Raw genomic sequence first — 23234 nt, forward strand, 5'->3', positions numbered from 1 at the left:
CCTGCGGGCCGAGAGCGGAAGCTGATGACCGAACGCAAGCGGATCATCGTCGGCGTGGCCGGTGGCATCGCCGCTTACAAGGCAGCCACCGTGGTCCGACAGCTCACCGAGGCCGGACATTCGGTCCGGGTGGTGCCGACGGAGTCCGCATTGCGGTTCGTCGGTGCCGCCACGTTCGAGGCGTTGTCCGGCAATCCCGTCCACACCGGCGTCTTCGAAGATGTCCACGAGGTTCCGCACGTGCGCATCGGGCAGGGCGCCGACCTCGTCGTCGTCGCGCCCGCCACCGCCGATCTGCTGGCGCGCGCGGCCGGTGGCCGCGCCGACGACCTGCTCACCGCGACGCTGCTGACCGTGCGATGTCCGGTGCTCTACGCGCCGGCGATGCACACCGAGATGTGGCAGCACCCCGCCACCATGGAGAACGTCGCCACGTTACGGCGACACGGCGCGGTGGTCATGGAACCCGCGTCAGGTCGGCTGACGGGTTCCGACAGCGGCCCGGGACGGCTGCCCGAGGCCGAAGAGATCAGCACGCTGGCCCAGCTGCTGCTCGCCCGCGGTGACGCCCTGCCCCACGACCTGGCCGGCGTCAAAGCCCTGGTCACCGCCGGCGGCACCCGCGAACCCATCGACCCGGTCCGCTTCATCGGCAACCGCAGCTCCGGCAAGCAGGGGTACGCCGTGGCGCGCGTGATGGCCCAGCGCGGCGCCGAGGTCACCCTGATCGCCGGAAACACCGCGGGTCTGGTCGATCCCGCTGGTGTCGACGTCATCAACATCGGCTCGGCCGCCCAGCTGGCCGACGCGGTGTCCAAGCACGCGCCGGACGCCAACGTCCTGGTGATGGCCGCCGCGGTCGCCGATTTCCGGCCCACCCACCAAGCCACGAGCAAGATCAAGAAGGGTCCGGCCGGCGAGGGCGAGCCCACCATCGAGCTGATCCGCAACGACGACGTGCTGGCCGGCGCTGTCCGCGCCCGCACCGACGGCCAGCTGCCCAACATGAAGGCCATCGTCGGGTTCGCGGCCGAGACCGGCGACGCGAACGGCGACGTGTTGTTCCACGCCCGCGCCAAACTGCAGCGCAAGGGCTGCGATCTGCTCGTGGTCAACGCGGTGGGGGAGAACCGGGCATTCGAGGTCGACCACAACGACGGCTGGCTGCTGTCGGCGGACGGAAATGAATCGGCGCTGGAGCACGGTTCGAAGACTGTGATCGCCAGCCGTATTGTGGACGCAATCGCGGCCTTCCTGCGCACCAGCGCGGGCTAGGCCCGAGCAAGTCAGCGTGCGTGTAAGGGTTGCGCGCAGTGGGGGGACACGCTTGGGTGCAGAAGGCGCCCGCAGCGGAGTCACTAACTACCTCAGGTGTGAGTGAAAGGGATCGGACGTGAGTGAAGCTCGGTTGTTTACCAGTGAGTCGGTGACGGAGGGGCATCCCGACAAGATCTGCGACGCCATCAGCGACTCGGTACTCGACGCGCTGCTCGCCGACGATCCGAAGTCCCGCGTTGCCGTCGAGACGCTGGTGACCACCGGCCAGGTGCACGTGGTGGGCGAGGTGACCACGGCGGCCAAGTCCGCGTTCGCCGACATCACCAACACCGTGCGCGAGCGCATCCTGGAGATCGGCTACGACCACTCGGACAAGGGTTTCGACGGGGAAACCTGCGGCGTCAACATCGGCATCGGCCGGCAGTCGCCGGACATCGCCCAGGGTGTCGACACCGCGCACGAGACCCGTGTCGAGGGCGCCGCCGACCCGCTGGACTCGCAGGGCGCCGGCGACCAGGGCCTGATGTTCGGCTACGCGATCGCCGACACCCCCGAGCTGATGCCGCTGCCGATCGCGCTGGCGCATCGCCTGTCGCGCAAGCTGACCGAGGTCCGCAAGAACGGCACGCTGGACTACCTGCGGCCCGACGGCAAGACGCAGGTCACCGTGCAGTACGACGGCACCACCCCGGTGCGGCTGGACACCGTGGTGCTGTCCACCCAGCACGCCGACGGCATCGAGCTGGAGAGCCAGCTGGCCCCCGAGATCCAGCAGCACGTCATCGACGCGGTACTCGCCGAGCTGGACCACCCGACGTTGGACACCTCGGCGCCGCGCATCCTGGTCAACCCGACCGGGAAGTTCGTGCTCGGTGGCCCGATGGGTGACGCCGGTCTGACCGGCCGCAAGATCATCGTCGACACCTACGGTGGCTGGGCACGCCACGGTGGCGGCGCGTTCTCCGGCAAGGATCCGTCCAAGGTCGACCGCTCGGCCGCGTACGCCATGCGCTGGGTGGCCAAGAACGTCGTCGCGGCGGGCCTGGCTCAACGCGTCGAGGTGCAGGTCGCTTACGCCATCGGCAAGGCCGCACCCGTCGGGCTGTTCGTCGAGACGTTCGGCTCGGAGACCGTCGACCCGGTGAAGATCGAGAAGGCCATCGGGGAGGTGTTCGACCTGCGGCCCGGCGCGATCGTCCGCGACCTGGACCTGCTGCGGCCGATCTATGCGCCGACGGCGGCCTACGGTCACTTCGGCCGCACCGACATCGACCTGCCGTGGGAGCAGCTCAACAAGGTCGATGACCTGAAGAGCGCTGTCTGACGACGATCAAGCGGCGAGGTACGAGCCGCGTTGAGGAGTCAGACCGAAACAGCCCCGTCTGACGACGATCAGGCGGCGAACTCGTAGTCGTCGATGGGGAAGCGGCGGCTTCGCCAGTACGCCTCGAGCGTGCTGGCGGGCCGCAGCGGAACGTCCCCGTTGACGTCGAAGTAGTAGCTGTTGGCCTGCCGACAGCTCTCCTGCCAGAAGATCTGCCGGTGTCGCTTGCGCATCATCTCGGCGAAGTAGCGGTCATTGGCGTCTTGGCGCACCTCCACCCGGCTCGCCCGCCGTCGCTGCGCCGTGCGCAGACAGCGCGCGATGTGATGGGTCTGGGCCTCGATGAGCGCGAAGTACGACGAGCCGACGTATCCGTAGGGGCCGAAGACGGTGAAGAAGTTCGGAAAACCCGGAACGCTGACGCCTTCGTAGGCCTGGAGTCGGTGCTGGGCCCAGAACTGTCCGAGGGACCGGCCGTCGCGGCCGTGGATCGGGAACGTCATGTTCTCGACGTCCATCACCTGGAATCCGGTCGCCAGGATCAGCACGTCGAGCTCGTGCAGGTCGCCGGCCGTGCGAACTCCCGCCCCGGTGACCGATTCGATCGGTTCGGTGACCAACGCGACGTTGTCACGGTTGAACGTGGACAGATAGGTGTTGTGGAATCCGGGGCGTTTGCATCCCACCGCGTAGCGCGGCGTCAGCTTGTCCCTGGTCTGCGGATCCTTCACCTCACGGCGCAGATAGGCGCGGCCGACCTCGGCCATCCGTTTGGCCATCGGGTTGACGGTGAAGTACTGCGCCGGCAGCGGGAAGGTCAGCTCGACGTAGAGCTGGCTGATCATCCGTTGCAGTGTGCGACCCAACGGTAGCCGCAGCAGCGTGCGAGCGGTCTTGCTCAGCGGCACATCGAATTTCGGGAAGCACCAGATCGGTGTGCGCTGAAACACCGTGAGGTGTTTGACGATCGGCGCGATTTCGGGGATCACCTGCACAGCCGAGGCGCCCGTGCCGATGATCCCGACCCTCTTCCCGCGCAGATCGAGGTGGTGATCCCAGCGCGCCGTGTGCACCACGGGCCCGGCGAATGAGTCCACCCCTGCGATGTCGGGGAGCTTGGGCACCGTCAATGCGCCGCTGGCGTTGACCAGAAACCGCGCGGTGATCGCTTCCCGCAGTTCGCCGGACTGCACGTGGAGCCGCCAAAGCTGTTCCTCTTGCACATATTCGGCGCGCAGGACGGTGGTGTCGAAGCGGATCTTGGGGCGTAGCCGGTATTTGTCGACGCAGTGCGCTGCGTAAGCGGCCAGTTCGTGACCGGGTGCGTAGGTGCGGGACCATTCGGTGCTCTGCTCGAACGAGAACTGGTAGGAGAATGACGGGATGTCCACGGCGATACCGGGATAGGTGTTCCAGTACCAGGTGCCGCCGACGTCGTCGCCGGCCTCGACGATGAGGTAGTCGGTGAGTCCCGACCGGTCGAGCGTGATCGCGGTGCCGATGCCGGAGAAACCGGCGCCGACGATCACGGTGTCATAGTCGGGATCCGCCATCTGTGCTCCTTCGTCAGGCCAGCGCGGCACGTAATGCGTGCAGGCCGCGTTCGGTCGCCTCGGTCGCCGCGGGTACCACCTCGGTGTAGGCGAGGTAGCCGTGCACGAGCGATTCGGCGTTGTCCAGGTGCGCGTGCACACCGGCTTCGGTGAGCAATTCGGCGTAGCGGATGCCGTCGTCACGCAGCGGGTCGTGCCCGGCCACGGCGACGTAAGCCGGCGCCAGGCCGGTCAGCTCGCCGCGCGCCGGGATGAGTGTGGCCGGTGGTGACGACAGCTCGCCGTCCCCGAGATACCAGCGGGTGAAACCCTTGCAGGCGTCCAGTGTGAGGATCGGCGCGGAGGCGTTCTCGGCGAACGACGGCAGCGAGGTGTCGAACGTCGTCGAGGGATACCAGAGCAGCTGCATACGCAGCGTGGCTCCGGCGTCGCGGGCGAGTTGGGCCACCACCGCGGCGAGGTTCCCGCCCGCCGAATCGCCTGCCACGGCAACGCGCTGCGGGTCGCCGCCCACTTCGCCGGCGTGCTCGAGCACCCACTGGGTGACCGCCCAGCTGTCCTCGACGGCAGCGGGGTACGGGTGCTCGGGTGCGAGGCGGTAGTCCACCGACACCACCACCGCTTCGGCGCCGACGGCATGGACGCGTGCGGTGCCGTCATAGGTGTCCAGGTCGCCCACCGACCATCCGCCGCCATGTAGGAAGACCACCACCGGCAACACGGACGCGTCGACCGGCGGGCGGTAGACCCGGACGGGGACGGGCCCGGCAGGGGAGTCCACGACGCGGTCTTCGGCGGTGACCTCGGGATGCAGCTCGCGGCGCGGAACTTCGCGGAAACGTTGCCGGGCGGACGCCGGACCGCCGTCGGTGGTCAGTTGGAAGGGAACGGCCTCGAGCACCTTCTGCAGAACAGGATCCAACTCAGCGGTCATGCCGCCACCGTACGCACGCGTCCCGACACCGGTCGAGGTAAACCCCCGTTGAGGCCTGAATTGGCCGACAATATCGGCATGCGACGCCGACCTTCTCCCGCCGCCCGGCCGCGCGCGGCGCGGCCCATCACCCTGGCCCCGCTGACGCTGCTGGAGCTCGACCCGGCCGAGTTCGTGACGTGCGCCGCGGAAGCCGGCTATGACGGGGTCGGGCTGCGGTTGATCCGGGCCACCGAGCAGGAGCCCCTGCGTCCGACGCTCGGCCAGACCCCACTGATCCGAGAGACCCGCAGACGTCTCGACGACACCGGGCTCTTCGTCCTCGATGTCGAGGTGCTCCGGCTGAGGCCGCAGACCCGCGTGCGTGACGAGTTCGGCCCTGTTCTGGAGACTGCTGCCTATTTGGGGGCGACCCAGGCGTTGGTGACGGGCAATGATGGGGACCATTCCCGCCTGGCCGACAATCTGGCGGAACTCGGTGCGTTCGCAGCCGATTTCGGTGTGACACCCAACCTGGAGCCGATGCCGTGGACCGAGGTTGCCGACCTCGACGAAGGGGCCGCGATCCTGCGGCGCTGTGGCAGCGAGCGCGTCGGGCTGTTGGTCGACGCGCTGCACTACGACCGCGCCGGCACCACCCCCGCGACGCTGGCGGCGTTGCCCGATCACTGGTTCGGCTATGTCCAGATCTGCGACGGGACGTGGCCGCGCCCGACCACGATCGACGAACTGCGTTTCCAGGGCCGCAACGCCCGCCTTTTCCCCGGCGAGGGGTGCATCGGTCTGGTGGCGATGCTGCGCGCGCTGCCTCCCGTGCCGGTCAGTATCGAGGCCCCCGTGCAGTGGCGGGCCCCGGCCGGAGTGCGGGCACGTGCGGCACTGCGCGCCGCCCGCGCTGTCATGGTGCTCGCCGAGAGCGAGTCCCTGGCGTTGTCCGCCTGAGTTTTTCGGCTCAGCACTGGGCGCGGGCTGCTTCGAGCAGCTCCGCGACCCGGGCGACGTGTGGCTCCCGGATGATCGAGTCGTGGTCGCAGCGCACCCGCTCGATCTGCAGATCTCCGGTCAGCACTTCAGGCCAGGCTCGAACGTCGTCGAGGTTGAACTCGCTGAGCACCAGCAGGGTGCGCCCGTCGTACCGGCGCGGGCGGTGTAGTCGGCCGACTCGCACACCGACCTCACGCATCGCATCCACCCTCTGTTCGACGGTGCCGCCCAGGATTCCGGCCAGCGGCAGGTGCAGCCGGTTGCGCCACAGCGTCGTGCGGTCGGCCGGCTGCTGCGCCAACAACGTCGACGCGACGTCGGGTACCGTCGCGCGCGCGGCCCGCACCGTCCTCGGCGGCAGGAACGGGTCGAGCATCGCGACCAGGGCGACGTCGTGGCCCAACGCTGTCAGGCGGTGGGCCACATCGATGGCGATGAAGGCACCGAGGGAATGCCCGACCAGTGTGTACGGACCGGCCGGCTGAATCTCGAGCAGGTCTTTGACGTAGCGCCGGCCCGCGCGGCCCACGGTCCAGTCCGGGAACGCCCGATTCTCCAGGCCGTGCGGTTGGAACGTGACCACCGCGGTGTCTGTCGGTAGCCGGTCGGCCAGCGGCACGAACGACAACGCCGAGGCTCCGGCTCCGGCGAAGCAGAACAGCGTCTCGCGGGTGTCCTCGCCGGGTGCGCGCAGCAGCACCGTGGTGGGTGCGAGCCGGCGGTCGTCGGTTCTCGCCTGTCCGCCGCGTCGCGCCTCGACCACCGCGGTGAACTGCGCGACCGTAGGGGCGGATGCCAGGTCAGACGGGGTCAGGGCGACGCCGTGTGCCGCGGCCACGGCTGTGACCATCTGTTGCACGTTGAGCGAATCCCCGCCCAGCGCATAGAAATTCTCGGTGCGTCCGACCGCGTCCAGACGCAGGATCTGCGCCCAGGTCGTCGCGATCTGGGATTCCAGGCCGGGTGCCGGAGGCTCTATCGGCCCGCGGACCGGCGCAGGCAGTGCGCGGCGGTCGACCTTGCCACGCTCGTTGCGCGGCAGCGATTCCAGCATCACGACATGTGCCGGCACCATCCACGCCGGCAGTCGGGTGTGCAACTGCGCGCGCACCTCCGCGATCGCCGGCGTCCTGACTCCCGGTGTCGGGGTGACGTAGGCGGTCAGGGTCGGGGTGTCCTCGGAGTGGTCGGCCAGGACCAGGGCCTCGCGGATTCCCGGGCAGTCCAGCAGTGCCGCTTCGACTTCGGCCGGTTCCACGAGATAGCCGCGGATCTTCACCGCGGCATCCATGCGGCCGAGCACGACCAGGACACCGTCAGCGGTGATACGGGCACGGTCGTTGGTGACGAATGTGGTTGTGCCGTCGGAGTTCTCGACGAAGACGGTGGAAGCCGAGTCCGGCTTGAGGTATCCGGCCGCCAGATGGCGCGACGTGACGGTCAGCCGTCCGTGATCGTCGATGGCGAGCAACTTGTGCGGAACGGCCACCCCCGCCGGGATGACCCCGGTCGGAATGTCGTCGTCCGGCCAGATGTCGTAGTGGGCGATACCCAGCGTTTCGGAGGATCCGGCCCAGTTGGTCAGCACCGCGCCGGGCGCCAACACGCGGGCATCGCGGAAAACGCTGCTGTACACCGGCTCCCCGGTGGTCACGATGCGCTCGACAGCCTCGATGCGACGACCGTCGGCCGACTCGCCGAGCGACTGAAGCAGAGAGGGCGTACACATCACGATGTCGACCTGGGCCAACCGGTCGAGCATTCCCTCGGGCGTGTGGGTGCGTGGGTCGACGGCGACGATCTCCGCACCCGAGAGCAGCGCGCCGACCGCGACGTTGAGGCCGGCGGCGAAGCTGACGGGCATGCACAACGCGACCTTCCGGCCCTCTGTGATGCCGAAGCGGTCGCGGTGCAGGATCCAGTCACTGAGCCAGGTGCCGTGGGTGTGCAGCACCGCCTTCGGTTCGCCCGAAGAGCCCGAGGTGAATTGGATGCTGGTGACCGTCTTCACCTCGGGCAGGGGCGGCAACGCGGCGGCCGGGTCGACGCTCGGGCGGTGCCCGGCCGGCCATACCGTGCAGTGGTCGAGAAGGTCGGTGACCGGGGTGGCCGCGACGTCGCCGACCACGACCGTGTCGATCGGATAACCCTGTTCGACCAGTGCGTCGACGATCCGCAGCATCCGGTCCTGGGGCAGACCGGTGTCCAACGGCACCAACGGAGCGCCCGCGGCGAAGCTTCCGAGGATGACCGCGGCGGTGTCCGGGCTCAGGTTCCCGATCAGCACCACCGGCGCGTCGGGGCGGGGGCGGGCCCGCAGCGCGCGCGCCCAGTCAGCTGCGGCGGCGTCCAAGTCACCGTAAGTGACCGACCCGACGTCGGTGTGCAGGGCGGGCAGGGCGCCGCGTTGCGCGGCGATCTCGGTGAACCGCTCGGTCACCGAGGAGTACCCGATCGGACTGTCCGGCGAGGCAACCTTGCGCACAGGGATTTTGGTCGGCTTCTCAGCGGACGCGGCGGCATCTGATTCGTCGTCCAGCGACTGTCCCCGGGGCGTGGCGGCCACTTTGCGCAGCAGCAGGACTGCCGGTCCCAGCACGATGAGCGTCGTGAGCAGCTCGGCGGCGAGGTACGTGTAGGCCACCGCGTCGATACCCCAGATCGGTGTCGTGACGACCACGCCGGTCACCACCACGATGCCGAGCACCAGTTGAGCTGTGACGGCGAGGCGCAACCGCCGCTGCAGCCGGGCCAGCGCCGTGTAGATCGTCACCAGTGCCACAGACGGCAATGTCAATGCCATGATGCGGATCAGCGTGGTGCCTTGCTCGGCGTAGTCCGGACCGAGGATGCCGAGGATCACCGGTGCGGCGATCTGCAGCGCCACGCAGCCACCCAGCGCCGCACCGCCGCACAGCATTACGAAGCGCTTCGTGCACGCCCGCAGGTCCGCGTCCGGAGTCGAGGCGGTCGCGATGAACGGCGCGGCCGTGGCGCCGATCAGCACCCCCACGGTGTTGACCACCAGCCAGCACATCGAGAAGTACGCGTTCATCTCGGTGCCGAGTTGAGCGACGACGACCAACGGCACCAGCAGCGGAACGGTCACCGCGACAGCGTTGATCAGATAGGAGCTGGCGAAGAACTCGACGAGTTGGCGGCGACCCGGCAATGTCGAGGTGCCACGGTGGCGCGCAGCCTCCTTGCGGATCACGATGAATGCGATGGCTGCAGTGATCACAGCTGCGGGAAGTACCCAGGACCACACGATCGCTGCTCCGGTGGCCAGCGGGATCAGCGCGGCCACCGCGATCAGCTTCGCAGTGGACTGGGTGATGTTCTTGGTCGCGATCGTGCGGGCGCGTCCCAGCCCGATCAGTACTTGATCCTGCAGCGCGTAGACCGCCAACACGGCGACGAACAACGGAAAAGCCACCGCCTCGGTGACATTCGGAAACAGTTGCGCCCGCGGCCCGACGAACACGAACACCACGCCGAACATCAGTGCCGCGCACACCACGAACACGGTCCCGTTGCGCACCAGGCGCTGGGTGTGCCGACCCGCCAACGGCAGGAAGCGTTCGTAGAGGCTGCCGAGGCTGAAATTCGCCAGAATCGCGATCAGACTGGCCGACGAGATGATCGCCGAAGCGCGCCCGACCTCGGCGGTGGAGTACCCGCGTGCCGCGACCGTCCAAAACACAAAGCCCAGTAGGCCGGTGGCCGCGCTGGAGGTCATCACGGCCACGATGTCGATACCGAGCCCCTGACCATTGCGGTGACGTAGGGCGGTCGGCGCCGCAGGAATGATGCGCGCAGCGCCGGGAACTCCTGTGGTCGGCATTGAATCGAATCCTCGTGAAAAGTGCTGGGGCGTCGGCCACCGGCGGTGGGGCAGGCCGTATCGGCCGCAGGGTGACGATACTAAAGTCCATGAGCTTTGCTTAGGCTACCCAAAGCTGTGATGCTCGCCATAGTCGAGGTGGTGGCAGGCTGCAGCGGGCGTCAATTTATTAGGGTTCGTTCTCGACCGATTGTCTGCTGTTCTCGCAATCGGCGTACTTCTTTGCGTTCCGGAGCTGACCGCAACGAAAATAAAACTGCCTCAAGGAGTTTGAGACGTGACAGAGATTGCACCCGGTTCTCAGGTGCAGGTCGAAGCAAACATCGGCGACTTCTTGTACGACATCGAGGAGACTCCGGCGGACGCGCACAGCCCCACCGTCTCGGTGGTTCTGCCCACCCGCAACGAGGCCCGGAACCTGCCCTACGTCGCCGAGCGGATGCCGCCCGTCGACGAGATCATCGTCATCGACGGTGGATCCGAGGACGGCACCGCCGACGTGGCACGGACGCTGTGGCCACAGGCTGTGGTCATCGAGCAGACCCGCAGCGGCAAGGGAAATGCGTTGGCGTGCGGCTTTCGGGCCGCGACCGGTGACATCATCGTGATGATCGACGGCGACGGATCCACCGACCCGGCCGAAATCCCGCTGTTCGTCGCGGCTTTGACCGAAGGTGCCGATCTGGCCAAGGGCAGCAGGTTCGCCGGCGGTGGCGGCAGCGACGACATCACGCACATCCGGCGGCTCGGCAACAAGGGCCTGAACTGGTTGGTCAACCGGATCTTCGGTACCGAATTCAGCGACCTGTGCTACGGGTACAACGCTTTCTGGCGTCGTAACCTCGGATGTCTGGACCTGCCCCCGGTGGATGCCGTCACGCCGCAGTGGGGTGACGGGTTCGAGATCGAGACCGTGATCAACGTGCGCGCCGCACGCAGCGGCTGGCTGATCCGCGAGGTGGGCAGCTTCGAAGGCAAGCGAATCTACGGGCGCAGCAACCTCAATGCGGTGACCGACGGTATGCGCGTGCTGCGCACGATCCGTCGGGAACGTCGCGAGCACCGCGCGGTGCGCGCAGTCGTCGCGACCGGCTGAATCCGTGGTCGCACACCTTGGGCCACTGGCGAGTCCAGTGGCCACTCAAATATGCGTCAGCGTCGTCGTCTGCTGCTACACCATGCGACGCCGACAGGTGCTGGGTGGCGCGGTCGACGCCGCACTCGGCCAACTCGAGCCCGCCGACGAGTTGATCGTGGTCGTCGACGGGGACGACGATGAGCGCGCCGACGAGCTGTACCGTGACCTGTCGGTCACCTACTCGGATCGAATCATGCTGGTGCGCAACGAGTTCGCGCGCGGCCTCTCGGGCGCCCGAAACACCGGGCTGCAGGCGGCCATCGGAGACGTCGTGGTGTTCCTCGACGACGACGCGGTATTGCACAGCGGAGGACTCGATGCCGTCCGGACCGCATTCGTCGACCCGGCCGTCACCGCCCTCGGCGGCGCGGTACACCCGGACTGGTACGGTGGTACCGCTCCTACCTGGTTCCCGCCCGAATTCGGTTGGGTCGTCGGGTGCGACTATCGCGGCCTGCCGGCCGACGGCGCCCCGATCCGCAACCCCATCGGCGCCGCGATGGCTGTGCGCCGGGCTCCACTCGACGAGATCGGCGGCTTCTCCTCGGCGCTCGGACGTGTCGGCACAGTCCCGACCGGTTGCGAGGAAACCCTGATGGGCATCGCGCTCGCGCAACGGGACCCGCGCGCCCGCATTCTCAGGAACACCGACTTCGCGGTCTCGCACCTGGTGACACCCGACCGCGCCACCGTGTCGTACTTTGTCAGCCGGTGTTTCCACGAGGGTCGCAGCAAGGCGGTGCTGACCTCGCTGTGCGGACAGCGCTCGTCACTGCGCAGCGAACGGACCTACACCACCAGGACGCTGCCATCCGGGATGTGGCACGCCCGCGCGGATGTGAGCCGGATGGCGGCCATGGTGGCGGGGCTGATCGTCACGACGATCGGCTACCTGGTGGGCCGGCTCGACCTCCGGCGCCGAAAGGATCTGCGGTGAAAATGATCTCGGTATGGCTGCGTGACCCGCGAGTCACCGGCTGGGTGTCGTTGACCACCGTGATCTACCTGGCGGCCGAGTGGATCGTCTCCGCCTCGTGGCGCGGCTACTACGGCTACCGCGACGACCCGGTCGGGCCGCTGGGCGTCGCGTTCTGCGGTCCGCAGGGCAACTGGCCGTGCAGCGACCTGTACCGGGTCATGAACGTCGCCCTGGTCCTCACGGGTCTGGCGATCGCGTTCGTGGCGGTGAGTCTGTTGATGCAGCGTGTCGTGGACCGCGGGCCCGCCATCACCCTCGGTGTCGGCGGTGTCGCACTGGCCGCGGCCGGGGTGATCACCCAGCACGTCAGTTACGTGTGGAACTCCACGCTGCTCGCGGTGTTCATGACACTGTGCTCGGTGGGCGCGGTGTTCCTGGCCACCAGCGGCGCGGCACGCCTGTCCGGTGAGCGCCGGTTCGCAGCCGTTGTCGCCGGAACATTCGGCGTCGTCGGTTATTTCATGTTCGTCGGGGGACATCTCGTCTTCGGACTGGGGGGAGCGCAACGCATGGCGATCTACGGTGTGTTGGCGGCGGTGATCGCCGTCGGAACCGCTGGAATGCGGACGAAAACCGCGGTGGGGGTGTCCCAGTGAGCCGGGTGCACTCGACGCGATGGCGAGCGGCGGCGGTGGCCGCCGTCTTGGCGTTGTGCGGGTGCGCCGCACCGACGACGGTCGGACATGCCGAACCGGCCGGACCGCACACCCTCTTCTTCGACGACTTCGACGGACCGGGCGGCTCGGCGCCGTCGCCGCAGTGGCGCCACGACGTCGGCGGAGGCGGTTGGGGCAACAACGAGATGCAGGTCTACACCGACCATCCCGACAACGTCAGCCTGGACGGACACGGGCATCTGGCCATCACCGCGCGCGGTGACAGCCAGAACCGGATCACTTCTGCACGCGTGAACACCAAGGGGACGTTCGACTTCACCTTCGGGCGCGCCGAGGCGAGGATCGCGCTGCCGGCGGGGCGGGGACTGCACCCGGCCTTCTGGCTACTGGGTTCCGATGCCGACCAGGTCGGGTGGCCCGAATGCGGGGAGATCGACGTCATCGAAACCCTCAACGACGCCTGGGAATATCACACCGGCGTGCACGCACCGCGCAGCGGTCTCGCACGCGGACAGGAGATCTCGGCCGCCGCGCCGGCGCCGTTCCCGCTCGCCGGCCAGTTCCACACCTACTGGGTGGAACGCACGCCCGGCCGCATCGTCACCGGCATCGACGACAGGACGTTGCTCACGGTCACCCCGGCCGACCTCGCCGAGGGCGGCCGCTGGGTCTTCGACGCCCCGTTCTTCCTGCTGCTGAATCTCGCCGTGGGTGGCGACTGGCCCGGACCGCCGGACCACTCGACGCCGAATCCGTCCACGATGCTCGTTGACTGGGTGCGGGTGGTGGCGCTGTGACGCGACGCATCGTCGAACCTGCCATGCCGCCGCAGGGCGGTCCGGAGTGGTCGAAGGCACGCTGGGTCGGTCTGATCGACTTGGACGACTGGGAAGTCGCTGCGTCCGGCACGCTCGAATTCGAGGCCGGTCACTGCGAGGGCTACCGCACGGCTCGGGTGCTGCTGCGGTCGGGATTGCAACCCGTCGCCTTCGTCGAGGCGCCGCTGGTCGACGGGGTGGCGCGAATCGCGGTGCCGGAGAGGCCCCCAGCCGTCGACCCGGACATGTCCGAGCTGCCGCCCATCTCGGTGGTGGTGTGCACCCGGGAGCGTCCCGACCAGTTGGCCGATGCGCTGCAATCGATTCTGGCGCTCGACTATCCGTGCTTCGAGGTGGTGGTTGTCGACAACGCGGCGCGCACCGATGCCACCGCCCGTGTCGTGCACGGTATCGCCGACCCACGCGTACGGTACGTCGAGGAGCCTGTCGCCGGGCTGTCGACCGCCCGCAACACGGGTCTGCGCGCGGCCCGCCACAATCTGGTGGCCTACACCGACGACGACGTCTACGTCGACCGGTACTGGCTGCGCGCCATCACCGGCGGGTTCGCCCGCTCACCGCGGGTGTCGTGTGTGTCCGGACTGGTGCCCAGCGGTGAATTGCGCACGGCCGCACAGGGCTACTTCGATCAGCGGGTGTCCTGGTCGGGGTCGCTGCAGCCGCAGCTGTTCACACTGGACAACCCGCCGCCCGATCAGCCGCTGTTCCCGTTCCAGGTCGGCCGGTTCGGCACCGGCGCGAACTTCGCGGTCCGGCGGGACCGGGTGCTCGAACTGGGCGGCTTCGACGAGGCGCTCGGCGCCGGCACCGCCGCGCAGGGCGGTGAAGATCTCGACCTGTTCTTCCGAATCCTGACCGGGGGCGACGCGCTGGCCACCGAGCCGTCGGCGATCGTGTGGCACCGCCACCGCAGCGACAACGACGCGCTGCTGGCCCAGGCACGCGGTTACGGTCTGGGCCTGGGGGCCTGGCTGACCAAGGTGGGGCTCGACCCGTCGCACCGGCGCCTGCTGGCCACGGTCGTCCGACGCCGGTTCCGCTACTCGGTGCGCGCCGGCGCCGAGTACGGCGCGATCATCGCGCCGCCGCTGGACTTCCGGCAGGACGTGCCGTCCTCCGTCGGCCGGATCGAGGTGCTGGCCGTGCTCGGTGGTCCGCGCGCGCTGTGGCAGGGCAGACGGCGCCGTGCCCGGGACGTGCCGACGGCGGGGCGGTCATGACCGCGACGCTGGAATCTGCTGTGGCAGCGGAGGTCACGTCGGTTCCGGTGCCACGGGTCCGGTCGCGTCGTCCGGTCATCCGGGTGCGCCAGGCAGATGTGGCCGCGCTCGGTGCTCTGGCCGGCGCGGTCGCACTGACAGGTCTGCCGGCGCCGGTCCGCGCGGCCGCGTTGACGCTGTTCGTCGTGCTCGGCCCGGGGGCGGCGGTGCTCACCTGGGTGCCCATCCCGCGACGTGCGCTGCCGGCGACGGTGCCGACGCTCGGAATGGCGATCTGCACCCTCACGGCAATCGTGGCCATGTGGTCGTATCGCTGGACGCCCCACGACATCCTGTGGACGCAGGTGGTCGCCGTCGCTGCCAGCAGCGCGCTGTGGTACTACCGCACCGGCAGCACGCCGCTGGCCGCGACGAGGTCGTGGCAGTGGCGCAGCGTCGTCCGCCCGGCCAGAGAATCGATTGGGCGACAGTATTTTTCACTGGTGCTGAGCGCATCGGCGATCGTGTTGTGGGCGGTCGCGGTACCCGGGCTGCCCGGACTCGACGCCGGCTACTACGGTCTGCTGTTCTCCGGGACCGGACCGCTACTGGCGATCTGTATCGCGTTGTGCACCTGGGCGCTGCTGGTCGCGGTGCGCAACCGGCAGCTGGTGCCCGCGGTGGTCTCGGTGGGCGCGGCCATCGTGGTGTCGCGGGTCACGACGTTCGTCGCCACGGAGGTCCCGCTCTACGACTGGACCTACAAGCATCTCGCCGTGGTCGACTACATCCAGGTGCACGGCAAGTTGGCTCCCGATGGCACCGACATCTACGCGCAGTGGTCGGCGTTCTTTGCGGTGTGGGCCTGGTTCTGCGACGTCACCGGCTTCCCGGCGATGTCGGTCGCGCACGTGTTCGCACCGTTCATCCACGTGCTGCTGGCGTTGACGGTGTACAGCGCCGCCCGGGTCCTCGGACAGAGTCGGCGCACAGCGGTGACAGCCGCGTTCGTCGTCGAGATCGCGAATTGGGTGGGACAGGACTATTTCTCGCCGCAGGCATGGTCTCTGGTGCTGGCGTTCGGCACGTTGACGCTGCTGCTGGCCTCGCCACGCAGTCCCGCGTGCGGGGTCCTGAGCATCGTGCTGTTCGCCGCGATGGTGCCCACCCACCAGCTGACGCCGTTCTGGGTGGTGGCCGTCGCGTTCGCGCTGTGTCTGTTCAAGCGTGCCCGTCCGCGGTGGGTCGCGGTCGCGATGGCGGGGATCGTCCTGCTGTACCTGCTCCTCAACCTCGAGGCGGTGCTGCCCTACGGGCTGTTGTCCGGCGGCAGCCCGATCTCCAATGCCGCCAGCAACGTGCTGACCTCCGGGCTGCCGGCCAAGGACTTCACGTCCGCTGTGGTGCGTTCGGTGTCGATCCTGGTGCTGCTGAGCGCGGCTGCTTGCGCCCTCTGGCGCTGGCGGCGTCGGCACCCGGCGTTCGTGCTCGCCATCCTGGCGTTCAGCCCGTTCGGTCTGTTGTTCGGACAGAGCTACGGCGGTGAGGCCATCTTCCGGGTCTACCTGTACTCACTGCTGGGATGTGCCCTGTTGATCGCTCCGGCGATCGTGGCGGCGGTCGACCGGCGCCGCAACGCTTCGCGACGCACACGGATGGTCAACGGCACCGCGGCCATGCTCGGCCTGACGACTGCGGCGGTGGCCGGTCTGCACGGTTACGTCGCGCTGTGGCCGCTGGTGTACGAAACCCGCGCCCAAGTCGACCTGATGGACCGCATCACCGACGGCGCCGACGTTCGGACGCGCCTGGTGATGCTGCGACTGGCCGGTATGCCGACGCGGCTGAACGCCAGCTATGCCGAGGTCACACTGCACAACCACTACTTCGACCAGACGATCGGTTATGACCTGTGGGACGGGCGCGACCCGCGATTACCGGAACTGAAGGCCGCGTTCCCCACGCCGCAGGACATCAAGACCCTCGACGATTACGCACAGTACGACGCGTTCCGCGCCTACGTGATGTTCAGCCCGCAGTCGAACAGGGCGGTGCGCTACTACGGCGACTTCCGTCCCGAGGCGATCGAGATCATCCAGCAGGCGCTGCGAGAGTCGAAGAACTGGACGGTTTTTCACGAGGACGGCGAGGTGCTGGTGTTCCGCACCGCCCACGACTGGGATGTCCCACCGCAGCTGACCGCGGCCCGCTGAGTTCACCGCCCGCGTGGCGTCAGCAACGCTCGGGCACGTGCGGGCACGGTCGCCAAGGCCGCTCCGATGCGCTCGGGGTCGAAGACTGCGTCGTGGAACTCAGCGGTCAGCCATGCCGTACCCAACACCGACGATGTGGTGACCGTGACCCCGCACGGACCGGCGGGGTCGCTGGCCACCAGCACCCGGGCGTGCGCGGGATCGGAGAACGACCACGCCGACCGAGGAACCTCACCCACGCTGGAGTGCAGCAGACGCATGCGCGGGCGGGCCGGTGCGGTCCGCACCGGTTGCGCTCCGGAGCGCAACGCCACATGGGCCTTGACCGTGCCGGCCACCAGGTTGGCGACCGGGCGGGCGATGCGGGTGGCGTCGGTCATCGCGTCGTGCAGGTGCCGCGGGTCGGCATGCTCGACCGGGAAGCTCAGTCCAGCCGAGAATGATCCCAACGTCCCGCGCCCCTGCGGCAGGTAGCGCCGCACGTCGACCGGCACCGTCACCTCGGGCTCGATGTCGAATCCCTCGTCGGCGAACGCCGCGTGCAGCGCGCAGGTGTACGCGGCGAACAGGCTGACCCCCGGCAGATGCGAATCACGTTGTACCCGAATATCGTTCACGTCATGTTCGGGGATCCGCAGCACGCGGGTCGATGTCGACGATGCGACGGTGGTCGAGCTCGGCGGATCGGATGTGCTGACGGTGCCGGCGTGGCGGCGGTGCTGTCGCCACAGCGGGAGCAGACGGTGCGGGGACAACCCGATCGCGCGGGCCGCGGCGCTGACCAGCGGGGGTGTGGTGTGCCGGTAGGGCTTCCACAATGTGTCATCGGCCGGGTCCACGACGCCCAGCAGCACCGCGATCAGCAGGTCCAGCAGCGGAATCTCGCCGAGTCCGTGACTGAAATCGAGGGCGAGGTAGTCGTCGGCGGCGAGCACCCGCAGGCTCGTCGGCGGCAGCCGACGCAGGTGGGCCACCAGTTCGGTCGGCTCGGACTGCGGTGCGCGGCTGATGGTGTGGACGGCGCCGGCCACCGATTCGGGCGCGAAACGCCAGCGGGTGCTGGTGGTCGACGGGATCAGCCCCACCCGGGCCTCGGGACCGGCATGCGCCATCGCGAGCAGTCGCTGGGTGAGCAGATCGGCCGACGGCAGTTCGAAAGGACCGAGTACGACCGCCGAACGACGGTAGCTGTGCTGAACGTCGAGGGCAGCCACCCTGACCGTGTCCGGTTGCCGGTCGCGTGGTCTGCGGGCCATCACGGGGCAACCTATCAAGTAGGTTCTGTCGCATGACCAGCACCCGCGAACTACCTGCCGCCCGGTTGCTGTGGTGCGCGGCTGCGGTGGTGGCGGCAGGCTACGGCCTGTTCCTGATCGTCACGACGACCCGGGTCGGGGTCGGCGCGGAACTCACGGGTCAGTTCACCGGCCAGCCTGCGGCGAAGGCGCTGGCCGCTGTGCTCCTGGCCGGGGCGGCTGCACTGCACGCCGTGGCGCGGGAACGCCGGTGGCTCGTCGCCGCGCTGCTGTTCTCGGCCGTGGGCGACTATCTGCTGGCAACGCCTTGGTGGGAACCGTCATTCGTGCTCGGACTGGCCGCGTTTCTGGTCGCGCACCTGTGCTTTCTTGCGGCACTGGTCCCGATGGCGGTGCTGTCGGTGGCGCGGGTGGTCTGCGCGGCACTGGTGGTGGTCGCCTGTGCGGCGTTGCTGGTGTGGTTCTGGCCGCGCCTGGTCGAGCAGGGGATGACGGTCCCGGTCACGCTGTACATCGCGGTGCTCGGCGCGATGGTCTGCGCCGCGTTGCTCGCCGATCTGCCGACACCGTGGACCGCGGTCGGTGCGCTGTGCTTCGCGGTATCGGATGCCATGATCGGGATCAACGTGTTCGTCCTGGAGTCGGAGACGCTGGCGGTTCCGATCTGGTGGGTCTACGCCGGCTCGTTGCTGCTCATCACCGCCGGTTTGCTCTTCGGCCGGACGTCTGTGCCGTCTGTTAGACCTGCGGTGTGACCACGACCAGGCGGCCCGCCGAGCACGAACCGGTCGCACGAGTGCTCCCCATGCTCACCGTGCCGCACCTCGACCGCGAGTTCGACTACCTGGTCGCCGACGAGCAGTCCAACGACGCGCAACCCGGGGTGCGGGTCAAGGTGCGGTTCAATGGCCGCCTGATCGACGGGTTCCTCCTCGAAAGGCGTTCGGAGACCGACCATGTCGGCAACCTCGGATATCTGGAGAAGGTGGTCTCGCCCGAAGCGGTGCTGACCCACGACGTGCGACGGCTGGTGGACGCGGTGGCCGCACGGTACGCAGGGACCCGCGCCGACGTCCTGCGCCTGGCCATACCGCCGCGCCACGCGACCGTCGAGAAGCGGCCGGCCGAGCGTCCGGGACCGTGCACGCCCCGCCCGGTGGACACCACCGAGTGGGCGTCCTACAGCGGCGGACCGCAGTTCATCGCAGCACTCGCCGAGGGCCGCGCCGCGCGGGCGGTGTGGCAGGCGCTGCCCGGGGAGACGTGGGCGGACCGGCTGGCCGAGGCTGCGACGGTCACGGTCGGTGCCGGGCGCCGCGTGCTCGCCGTGGTGCCCGATCAGCGCGACGTCGACGCGCTGCACGCCGCGGTGACCCAGCGTGTCGAGGCACCCCATGTCGTGGCGTTGTCGGCGGGGCTGGGCCCGTCCCAGCGGTATCGGCGGTGGCTGTCGGTGCTGCGCGGCGACGCCCGGGTGGTGATCGGTACGCGCAGCGCGGTTTTCGCTCCTGTCGCCGACCTCGGCCTGGTGCTGCTCTGGGACGACGGCGACGACTCGCTGGCCGAACCCCGCTCGCCGTACCCGCACGCCCGCGAGGTCGCGATGTTGCGTGCACACCAGGCGCGGTGCGCCGCGGTGCTCGGCGGATACGCCCGCACCGCCGAGGCGCAGGCCCTGGTGCGCAGTGGCTGGGCCCACGACCTGACCGCCGGCCGCCAGACGGTGCGGGCGCGGGCACCACGCGTGGTCGCGCTGGAGGACAGCGCATACGCCCAGGAACGGGATCCCGCCGCGCGCACCGCGCGCCTGCCGACGGTCGCGCTCGACGCAGCCCGCGCGGCATTGAAAGCCGGTGCGCCGGTGCTTGTTCAGGTACCCCGGCGGGGGTATGTGCCGGCTCTGGCCTGCGCCAGATGCCGGACGGTGGCGCGGTGCCGGCACTGCACCGGTCCGCTGTCGTTGCCGGGCCGCGACGCCCCGGGCGCGGTGTGCCGGTGGTGCGGCCGCGACGACGTGACGCTGCGTTGCGCGCGCTGCGGCAGCGACGCCGTGCGCGCAGTCGTCGTCGGTGCCCGCCGCACCGCTGAAGAACTCGGGCGCGCGTTCCCCGGGACCCCGGTGGTGACCTCCGGTGGCGACAGCGTCGTGGCCGCCGTGCCGCAGCGGCCGACGGTCGTCGTCGCGACACCCGGGGTCGAACCCGTCGCCGAAGGCGGGTATGGCGCGGCGCTGCTGTTGGACTGCTGGGCACTGCTGGGGCGCCAGGATCTGCGGGCCGCCGAGGACACCCTGCGACGCTGGATGGCCGCGGTGGCGTTGGTGCGCAGCCGCACCGACGGCGGCGTCGCGGTGGTGGTCGCCGAGTCGGCGATACCGACCGTGCAGGCGCTGATCCGCTGGGATCCCGTCGGCCACGCCGAAGCCGAACTCGATGCACGCGGCGAGGTCGGATTGCCGCCGGCGGTACACATGGCAGCCATCGACGGCACCACCGACGCCGTCCACGCCCTGCTCGACGCCGCGGAGTTGCCGGACCGGTCCGAGCCGCTCGGGCCCGTCGAGTTGCCGTTCAACGCGCGCAGGCCCGCCGGCCTGGCACCCGATGAACCCGTCAGCAGAATGCTGGTGCGCACACCGCGCGACGGCGGCCTGGCGTTGGCGGCGGCCCTGCGCAAGGCGGCCGCGGTGGCCAGCGCCCGCCACGACACCGAGCCGGTTCGCATCCAGATCGACCCGCTGCACATAGGCTGATGCCCATGTCGGTCTGGCGGCTGGTCAAGGTGCTGATCCCGCTGTTGTTGATCGCCGCCGGAATGTTGTGGCCCTTGGCGTTTCGCGGCGACTCAAGTGGCGGAGCGCCAGCGGCCGACCCGGTGGTGCTCACCCGATACGACGTCGACATCCGTGTCGACGCCGCCGGCGACCTGACCGCGGTGGAGACCATCACCGGTCAGTTCCCCGGCGACCGCCACGGCATCTTCCGCTATTGGGATGTGGCCAACCAGAATTCGCCACGAGTCCGGCAGGTGCCTGAGGTCACGTCCATCCTCATGGACGGTCGACCCGCGCCCTACCAGATGCTCTCCGAAGGCGGGGGACGGTTCGTCGTCGCCAAGATCGGCGACCCCGACCGTTACCTGAGCTACGGCACACACGTCTTCGAGATCCGGTACACCATCCCAGGAGTCCTCGATCCGAGTGAGGACGACCCCGACTCGGTCTTCTTCTGGAACGTCATCGCCCCCGCCTGGAACAACGAGATCCGCCGCGCGAACGTCTCCGTCACACTGCCGAGTGCGGTCGATGGCGCGCAGTGCTGGGTCGGGTTCGGTGCCGGAACCCCGTGCCTGGACCTGGCGGTGCGGGACAACCGGGTCACGTTCTCCGCGGCGGACCTCGCGCCACGCACCCCGGTCACTGTGCGCGCCGGCGTGGAGCTCCCGCCGCCACCGCGCGCCGAAGTGCCCTGGCCCTATTACTGGGACCGCATTCTCGGACAGTCCCCGACGGGCGTGGCCTGGATCCTCGGGGTGACGGTCTTGGCGGGGCTGGCCGCGCTGCTGTGGCTGCGGACCATCGTCGAGAAGCCGCCGGGCTTCCCGCTGCAGTACGCGCCCCCGGACGGCCTGGGGCCGGTGCAGACGGAGTACATCCGCACCGAGTCGGTGCCGAAAACCGGTCTTACCGCGACGCTGTTCCACCTCGCCGAACGCGGACTCGTCGAACTACGCCAGGTCGACGACACCCAGTGGAACGTAGAAGGAATCGCCGAACCCGCCCGGTGGCGTGACGTCGACCCGGTCAGCGCGGCAGTGGCCGCCGCGCTCAAAGTCGACCGGCGCGGCAAGCCGTTCCAGGCCGAGAAAACCGCTGCCGCGGGAAAGAAGCTGTCGCAAGCCAGAAGCGAGATGACCACGGCGGTCAAGAAGTGGGCGGTGGAGTCGGGATACATGGTCACCCGCAAGCGGGAGCTGTGGCTGCGCGCGGCCAACGCCGCCGCGTTCGTGGCGATGGTGTGCGCGTTCTTCCGCTGGGGATTCCCCACCACGATGTCGGCGCTGCCCTTCGCGGCGTTCTTCCTGTTCTCGACAGTGTCCTGGCGCGACGGCGTCGGCACCCGCCGAACCAGGGCCGGCCGCGAACTCTGGTCGCGCGCTGGGGGTTTCCACCGCGTGCTGAGCACCGACTCCGCGGAGTCGCGGTTCGACTTCGCCGCCCGCAGAGACCTCTACACCGCCTACGTGCCGTACGCGGTCGCGGCCGGAGTCGCGGCGCTGTGGGCCAAGAAGTACCACGCCGAAACCGGGCTGGCCGCACCGCAACCGGAGTGGTACGGCGCCTCGGTCACCTCGCACAGCAGTGCGGACACCGCAGCGGGCGGGGCAGACGCGGATTTCGACAGCTTCGAGTCGGCATTGGCATCGTCGATCGGCGCCTACACCGCGTCGCAGGCCTCGTCGTCGAGCGGTTCGAGCAGCAGCTTCGGTGGCGGTGGCGGTGGCGGTGGAGGAGGCGGATCGTGGTGACAGTCGCATTGGCCGTAGCCCTGGTGGTGGCGGTGCTCGTCGGAACCTGCTTCGTCGTCGGACACAACAAGATCCGCTCGGCCGACGTCCGGGTCAGCGAAGCGCTGTCCGGCATCGACGTCGAGCTGACCCGCCGCGCCGCGCTGATCCCCGCGCTGGTGCACACGGTGTCGAGCTTCGCCGCGCACGAGAAGGCCGTCCTGGACCGGGTGACCGACGCGCAGTCGGCGCTGACGTCGGCCACCGGCAGCGCGTCGGTGACACGGCGCAGCACCGCCGAAGAGCAATTCGACACCGCACTGGCCCCGCTCTTGGCGCTCGGGCAGCGTTACCCGCAGCTGAACTCCTCGCACAACTTCGCCGACCTGCAGCACAACCTCGCCGACACCGAGGACAAGCTGGCTTTCGCCCGGCAGTACTACAACGACGCCGTGGCCGGATTGAACCGGCTGCTCACCACCATCCCGTGGATGTTCGTCGCCCCGCTGACCGGGGTCACGGAAAGGGAGTACTACCGGGCCCCTCGGTAGCGCCGGGGCCGTCCCTAGA

Annotated in this window: 17 protein-coding genes; 13 read left to right on the forward strand and 4 right to left on the reverse strand. The window is 69.1% G+C overall.

The window, feature by feature from the left end; all coding sequences use genetic code 11:
- Positions 1–24 precede the first annotated feature (24 nt).
- Entirely contained in the window at positions 25–1275 is a 1251-nt protein-coding gene (coaBC, locus tag ACQI46_RS10835) for a bifunctional phosphopantothenoylcysteine decarboxylase/phosphopantothenate--cysteine ligase CoaBC (protein WP_427093996.1), read from the forward strand.
- 118 nt (positions 1276–1393) lie between these two features.
- Positions 1394–2602 (forward strand): methionine adenosyltransferase, encoded by a 1209-nt coding sequence (gene metK, locus ACQI46_RS10840; RefSeq protein ID WP_427093997.1) that lies wholly within the window; start codon positions 1394–1396, stop codon positions 2600–2602.
- Positions 2603–2670: 68 nt separating this feature from the next.
- Here metK and ACQI46_RS10845 read toward each other — a convergent pair whose 3' ends face one another.
- Together ACQI46_RS10845 and ACQI46_RS10850 are read right to left on the reverse strand one after the other, a co-directional pair.
- The gene (locus ACQI46_RS10845) at positions 2671–4155 is read right to left on the reverse strand and encodes a flavin-containing monooxygenase (protein WP_427093998.1); all 1485 of its coding nucleotides are present in this window, start codon (positions 4153–4155) and stop codon (positions 2671–2673) included.
- A gap of 13 nt (positions 4156–4168) precedes the next feature.
- On the reverse strand, positions 4169–5089 hold the full coding sequence (locus ACQI46_RS10850; protein ID WP_427093999.1) for an alpha/beta hydrolase: 921 nt from the start codon (positions 5087–5089) through the stop codon (positions 4169–4171).
- A gap of 78 nt (positions 5090–5167) precedes the next feature.
- Between ACQI46_RS10850 and ACQI46_RS10855 the strand changes: the two genes are divergently transcribed.
- Positions 5168–6031 (forward strand): sugar phosphate isomerase/epimerase family protein, encoded by an 864-nt coding sequence (locus ACQI46_RS10855; protein ID WP_427094000.1) that lies wholly within the window; start codon positions 5168–5170, stop codon positions 6029–6031.
- A gap of 10 nt (positions 6032–6041) precedes the next feature.
- On the opposite strand, the gene ACQI46_RS10860 is transcribed toward ACQI46_RS10855, so the two are convergent.
- The gene (locus ACQI46_RS10860; protein WP_427094001.1) at positions 6042–9917 is read right to left on the reverse strand and encodes an AMP-binding protein; all 3876 of its coding nucleotides are present in this window, start codon (positions 9915–9917) and stop codon (positions 6042–6044) included.
- Positions 9918–10239: 322 nt separating this feature from the next.
- On the opposite strand from ACQI46_RS10860, the gene ACQI46_RS10865 reads away from it, so the two are divergent.
- The 6 genes from ACQI46_RS10865 to ACQI46_RS10890 are packed head-to-tail and all read left to right on the forward strand — an operon-like array spanning position 10240 to position 16902.
- Positions 10240–11013, forward strand: coding sequence for a glycosyltransferase family 2 protein (locus tag ACQI46_RS10865; protein WP_427094205.1), 774 nt, complete (start codon positions 10240–10242; stop codon positions 11011–11013).
- Positions 11014–11050: 37 nt separating this feature from the next.
- Positions 11051–11992, forward strand: coding sequence for a glycosyltransferase family 2 protein (locus tag ACQI46_RS10870; protein ID WP_427094002.1), 942 nt, complete (start codon positions 11051–11053; stop codon positions 11990–11992).
- Positions 11993–11994: 2 nt separating this feature from the next.
- On the forward strand, positions 11995–12630 hold the full coding sequence (locus ACQI46_RS10875; protein WP_427094206.1) for a hypothetical protein: 636 nt from the start codon (positions 11995–11997) through the stop codon (positions 12628–12630).
- Entirely contained in the window at positions 12627–13448 is an 822-nt protein-coding gene (locus ACQI46_RS10880) for a glycoside hydrolase family 16 protein (RefSeq protein WP_427094003.1), read from the forward strand. Before ACQI46_RS10875 ends, ACQI46_RS10880 begins: the two co-directional genes overlap by 4 nt.
- On the forward strand, positions 13445–14710 hold the full coding sequence (locus ACQI46_RS10885) for a glycosyltransferase family 2 protein (protein ID WP_427094004.1): 1266 nt from the start codon (positions 13445–13447) through the stop codon (positions 14708–14710). The genes ACQI46_RS10880 and ACQI46_RS10885 overlap by 4 nt, the downstream gene beginning before the upstream one ends.
- Positions 14707–16902, forward strand: coding sequence for a hypothetical protein (locus tag ACQI46_RS10890; protein WP_427094005.1), 2196 nt, complete (start codon positions 14707–14709; stop codon positions 16900–16902). Before ACQI46_RS10885 ends, ACQI46_RS10890 begins: the two co-directional genes overlap by 4 nt.
- Positions 16903–16904: 2 nt before the next feature.
- Here the strand turns inward: ACQI46_RS10890 and ACQI46_RS10895 are convergent, their stop codons facing one another.
- On the reverse strand, positions 16905–18158 hold the full coding sequence (locus ACQI46_RS10895) for a hypothetical protein (RefSeq protein ID WP_427094006.1): 1254 nt from the start codon (positions 18156–18158) through the stop codon (positions 16905–16907).
- 32 nt (positions 18159–18190) lie between these two features.
- Between ACQI46_RS10895 and ACQI46_RS10900 the strand changes: the two genes are divergently transcribed.
- The 4 genes from ACQI46_RS10900 to ACQI46_RS10915 are packed head-to-tail and all read left to right on the forward strand — an operon-like array spanning position 18191 to position 23215.
- Complete coding sequence (locus ACQI46_RS10900) at positions 18191–18913, forward strand: lysoplasmalogenase (protein ID WP_427094007.1); 723 nt, start codon at positions 18191–18193, stop codon at positions 18911–18913.
- Positions 18910–20910: a primosomal protein N' gene (locus tag ACQI46_RS10905; RefSeq protein ID WP_427094008.1), complete on the forward strand. Its 2001-nt coding sequence runs from the start codon at positions 18910–18912 to the stop codon at positions 20908–20910. Before ACQI46_RS10900 ends, ACQI46_RS10905 begins: the two co-directional genes overlap by 4 nt.
- A gap of 5 nt (positions 20911–20915) precedes the next feature.
- Positions 20916–22685, forward strand: coding sequence for a DUF2207 domain-containing protein (locus tag ACQI46_RS10910; RefSeq protein ID WP_427094009.1), 1770 nt, complete (start codon positions 20916–20918; stop codon positions 22683–22685).
- Complete coding sequence (locus ACQI46_RS10915) at positions 22679–23215, forward strand: LemA family protein (protein ID WP_427094010.1); 537 nt, start codon at positions 22679–22681, stop codon at positions 23213–23215. The genes ACQI46_RS10910 and ACQI46_RS10915 overlap by 7 nt, the downstream gene beginning before the upstream one ends.
- Positions 23216–23234 lie beyond the last annotated feature (19 nt).

The organism is Mycobacterium sp. SMC-4 (assembly GCF_050205565.1).
GTDB lineage: Bacteria > Actinomycetota > Actinomycetes > Mycobacteriales > Mycobacteriaceae > Mycobacterium.

What these genes read in the sequence shown, in the direction of transcription:
- coaBC (WP_427093996.1), top strand. Translation starts at nt 25, where the DNA reads ATGACCGAACGCAAGCGGATCATCGTCGGCGTGGCCGGTGGCATCGCC.
- ACQI46_RS10845 (WP_427093998.1), bottom strand. Translation starts at nt 4,155, where the DNA reads ATGGCGGATCCCGACTATGACACCGTGATCGTCGGCGCCGGTTTCTCC.
- ACQI46_RS10850 (WP_427093999.1), bottom strand. Translation starts at nt 5,089, where the DNA reads ATGACCGCTGAGTTGGATCCTGTTCTGCAGAAGGTGCTCGAGGCCGTT.
- ACQI46_RS10855 (WP_427094000.1), top strand. Translation starts at nt 5,168, where the DNA reads ATGCGACGCCGACCTTCTCCCGCCGCCCGGCCGCGCGCGGCGCGGCCC.
- ACQI46_RS10860 (WP_427094001.1), bottom strand. Translation starts at nt 9,917, where the DNA reads ATGCCGACCACAGGAGTTCCCGGCGCTGCGCGCATCATTCCTGCGGCG.
- ACQI46_RS10875 (WP_427094206.1), top strand. Translation starts at nt 11,995, where the DNA reads ATGATCTCGGTATGGCTGCGTGACCCGCGAGTCACCGGCTGGGTGTCG.
- ACQI46_RS10890 (WP_427094005.1), top strand. Translation starts at nt 14,707, where the DNA reads ATGACCGCGACGCTGGAATCTGCTGTGGCAGCGGAGGTCACGTCGGTT.
- ACQI46_RS10895 (WP_427094006.1), bottom strand. Translation starts at nt 18,158, where the DNA reads ATGGCCCGCAGACCACGCGACCGGCAACCGGACACGGTCAGGGTGGCT.
- ACQI46_RS10900 (WP_427094007.1), top strand. Translation starts at nt 18,191, where the DNA reads ATGACCAGCACCCGCGAACTACCTGCCGCCCGGTTGCTGTGGTGCGCG.
- ACQI46_RS10910 (WP_427094009.1), top strand. Translation starts at nt 20,916, where the DNA reads ATGTCGGTCTGGCGGCTGGTCAAGGTGCTGATCCCGCTGTTGTTGATC.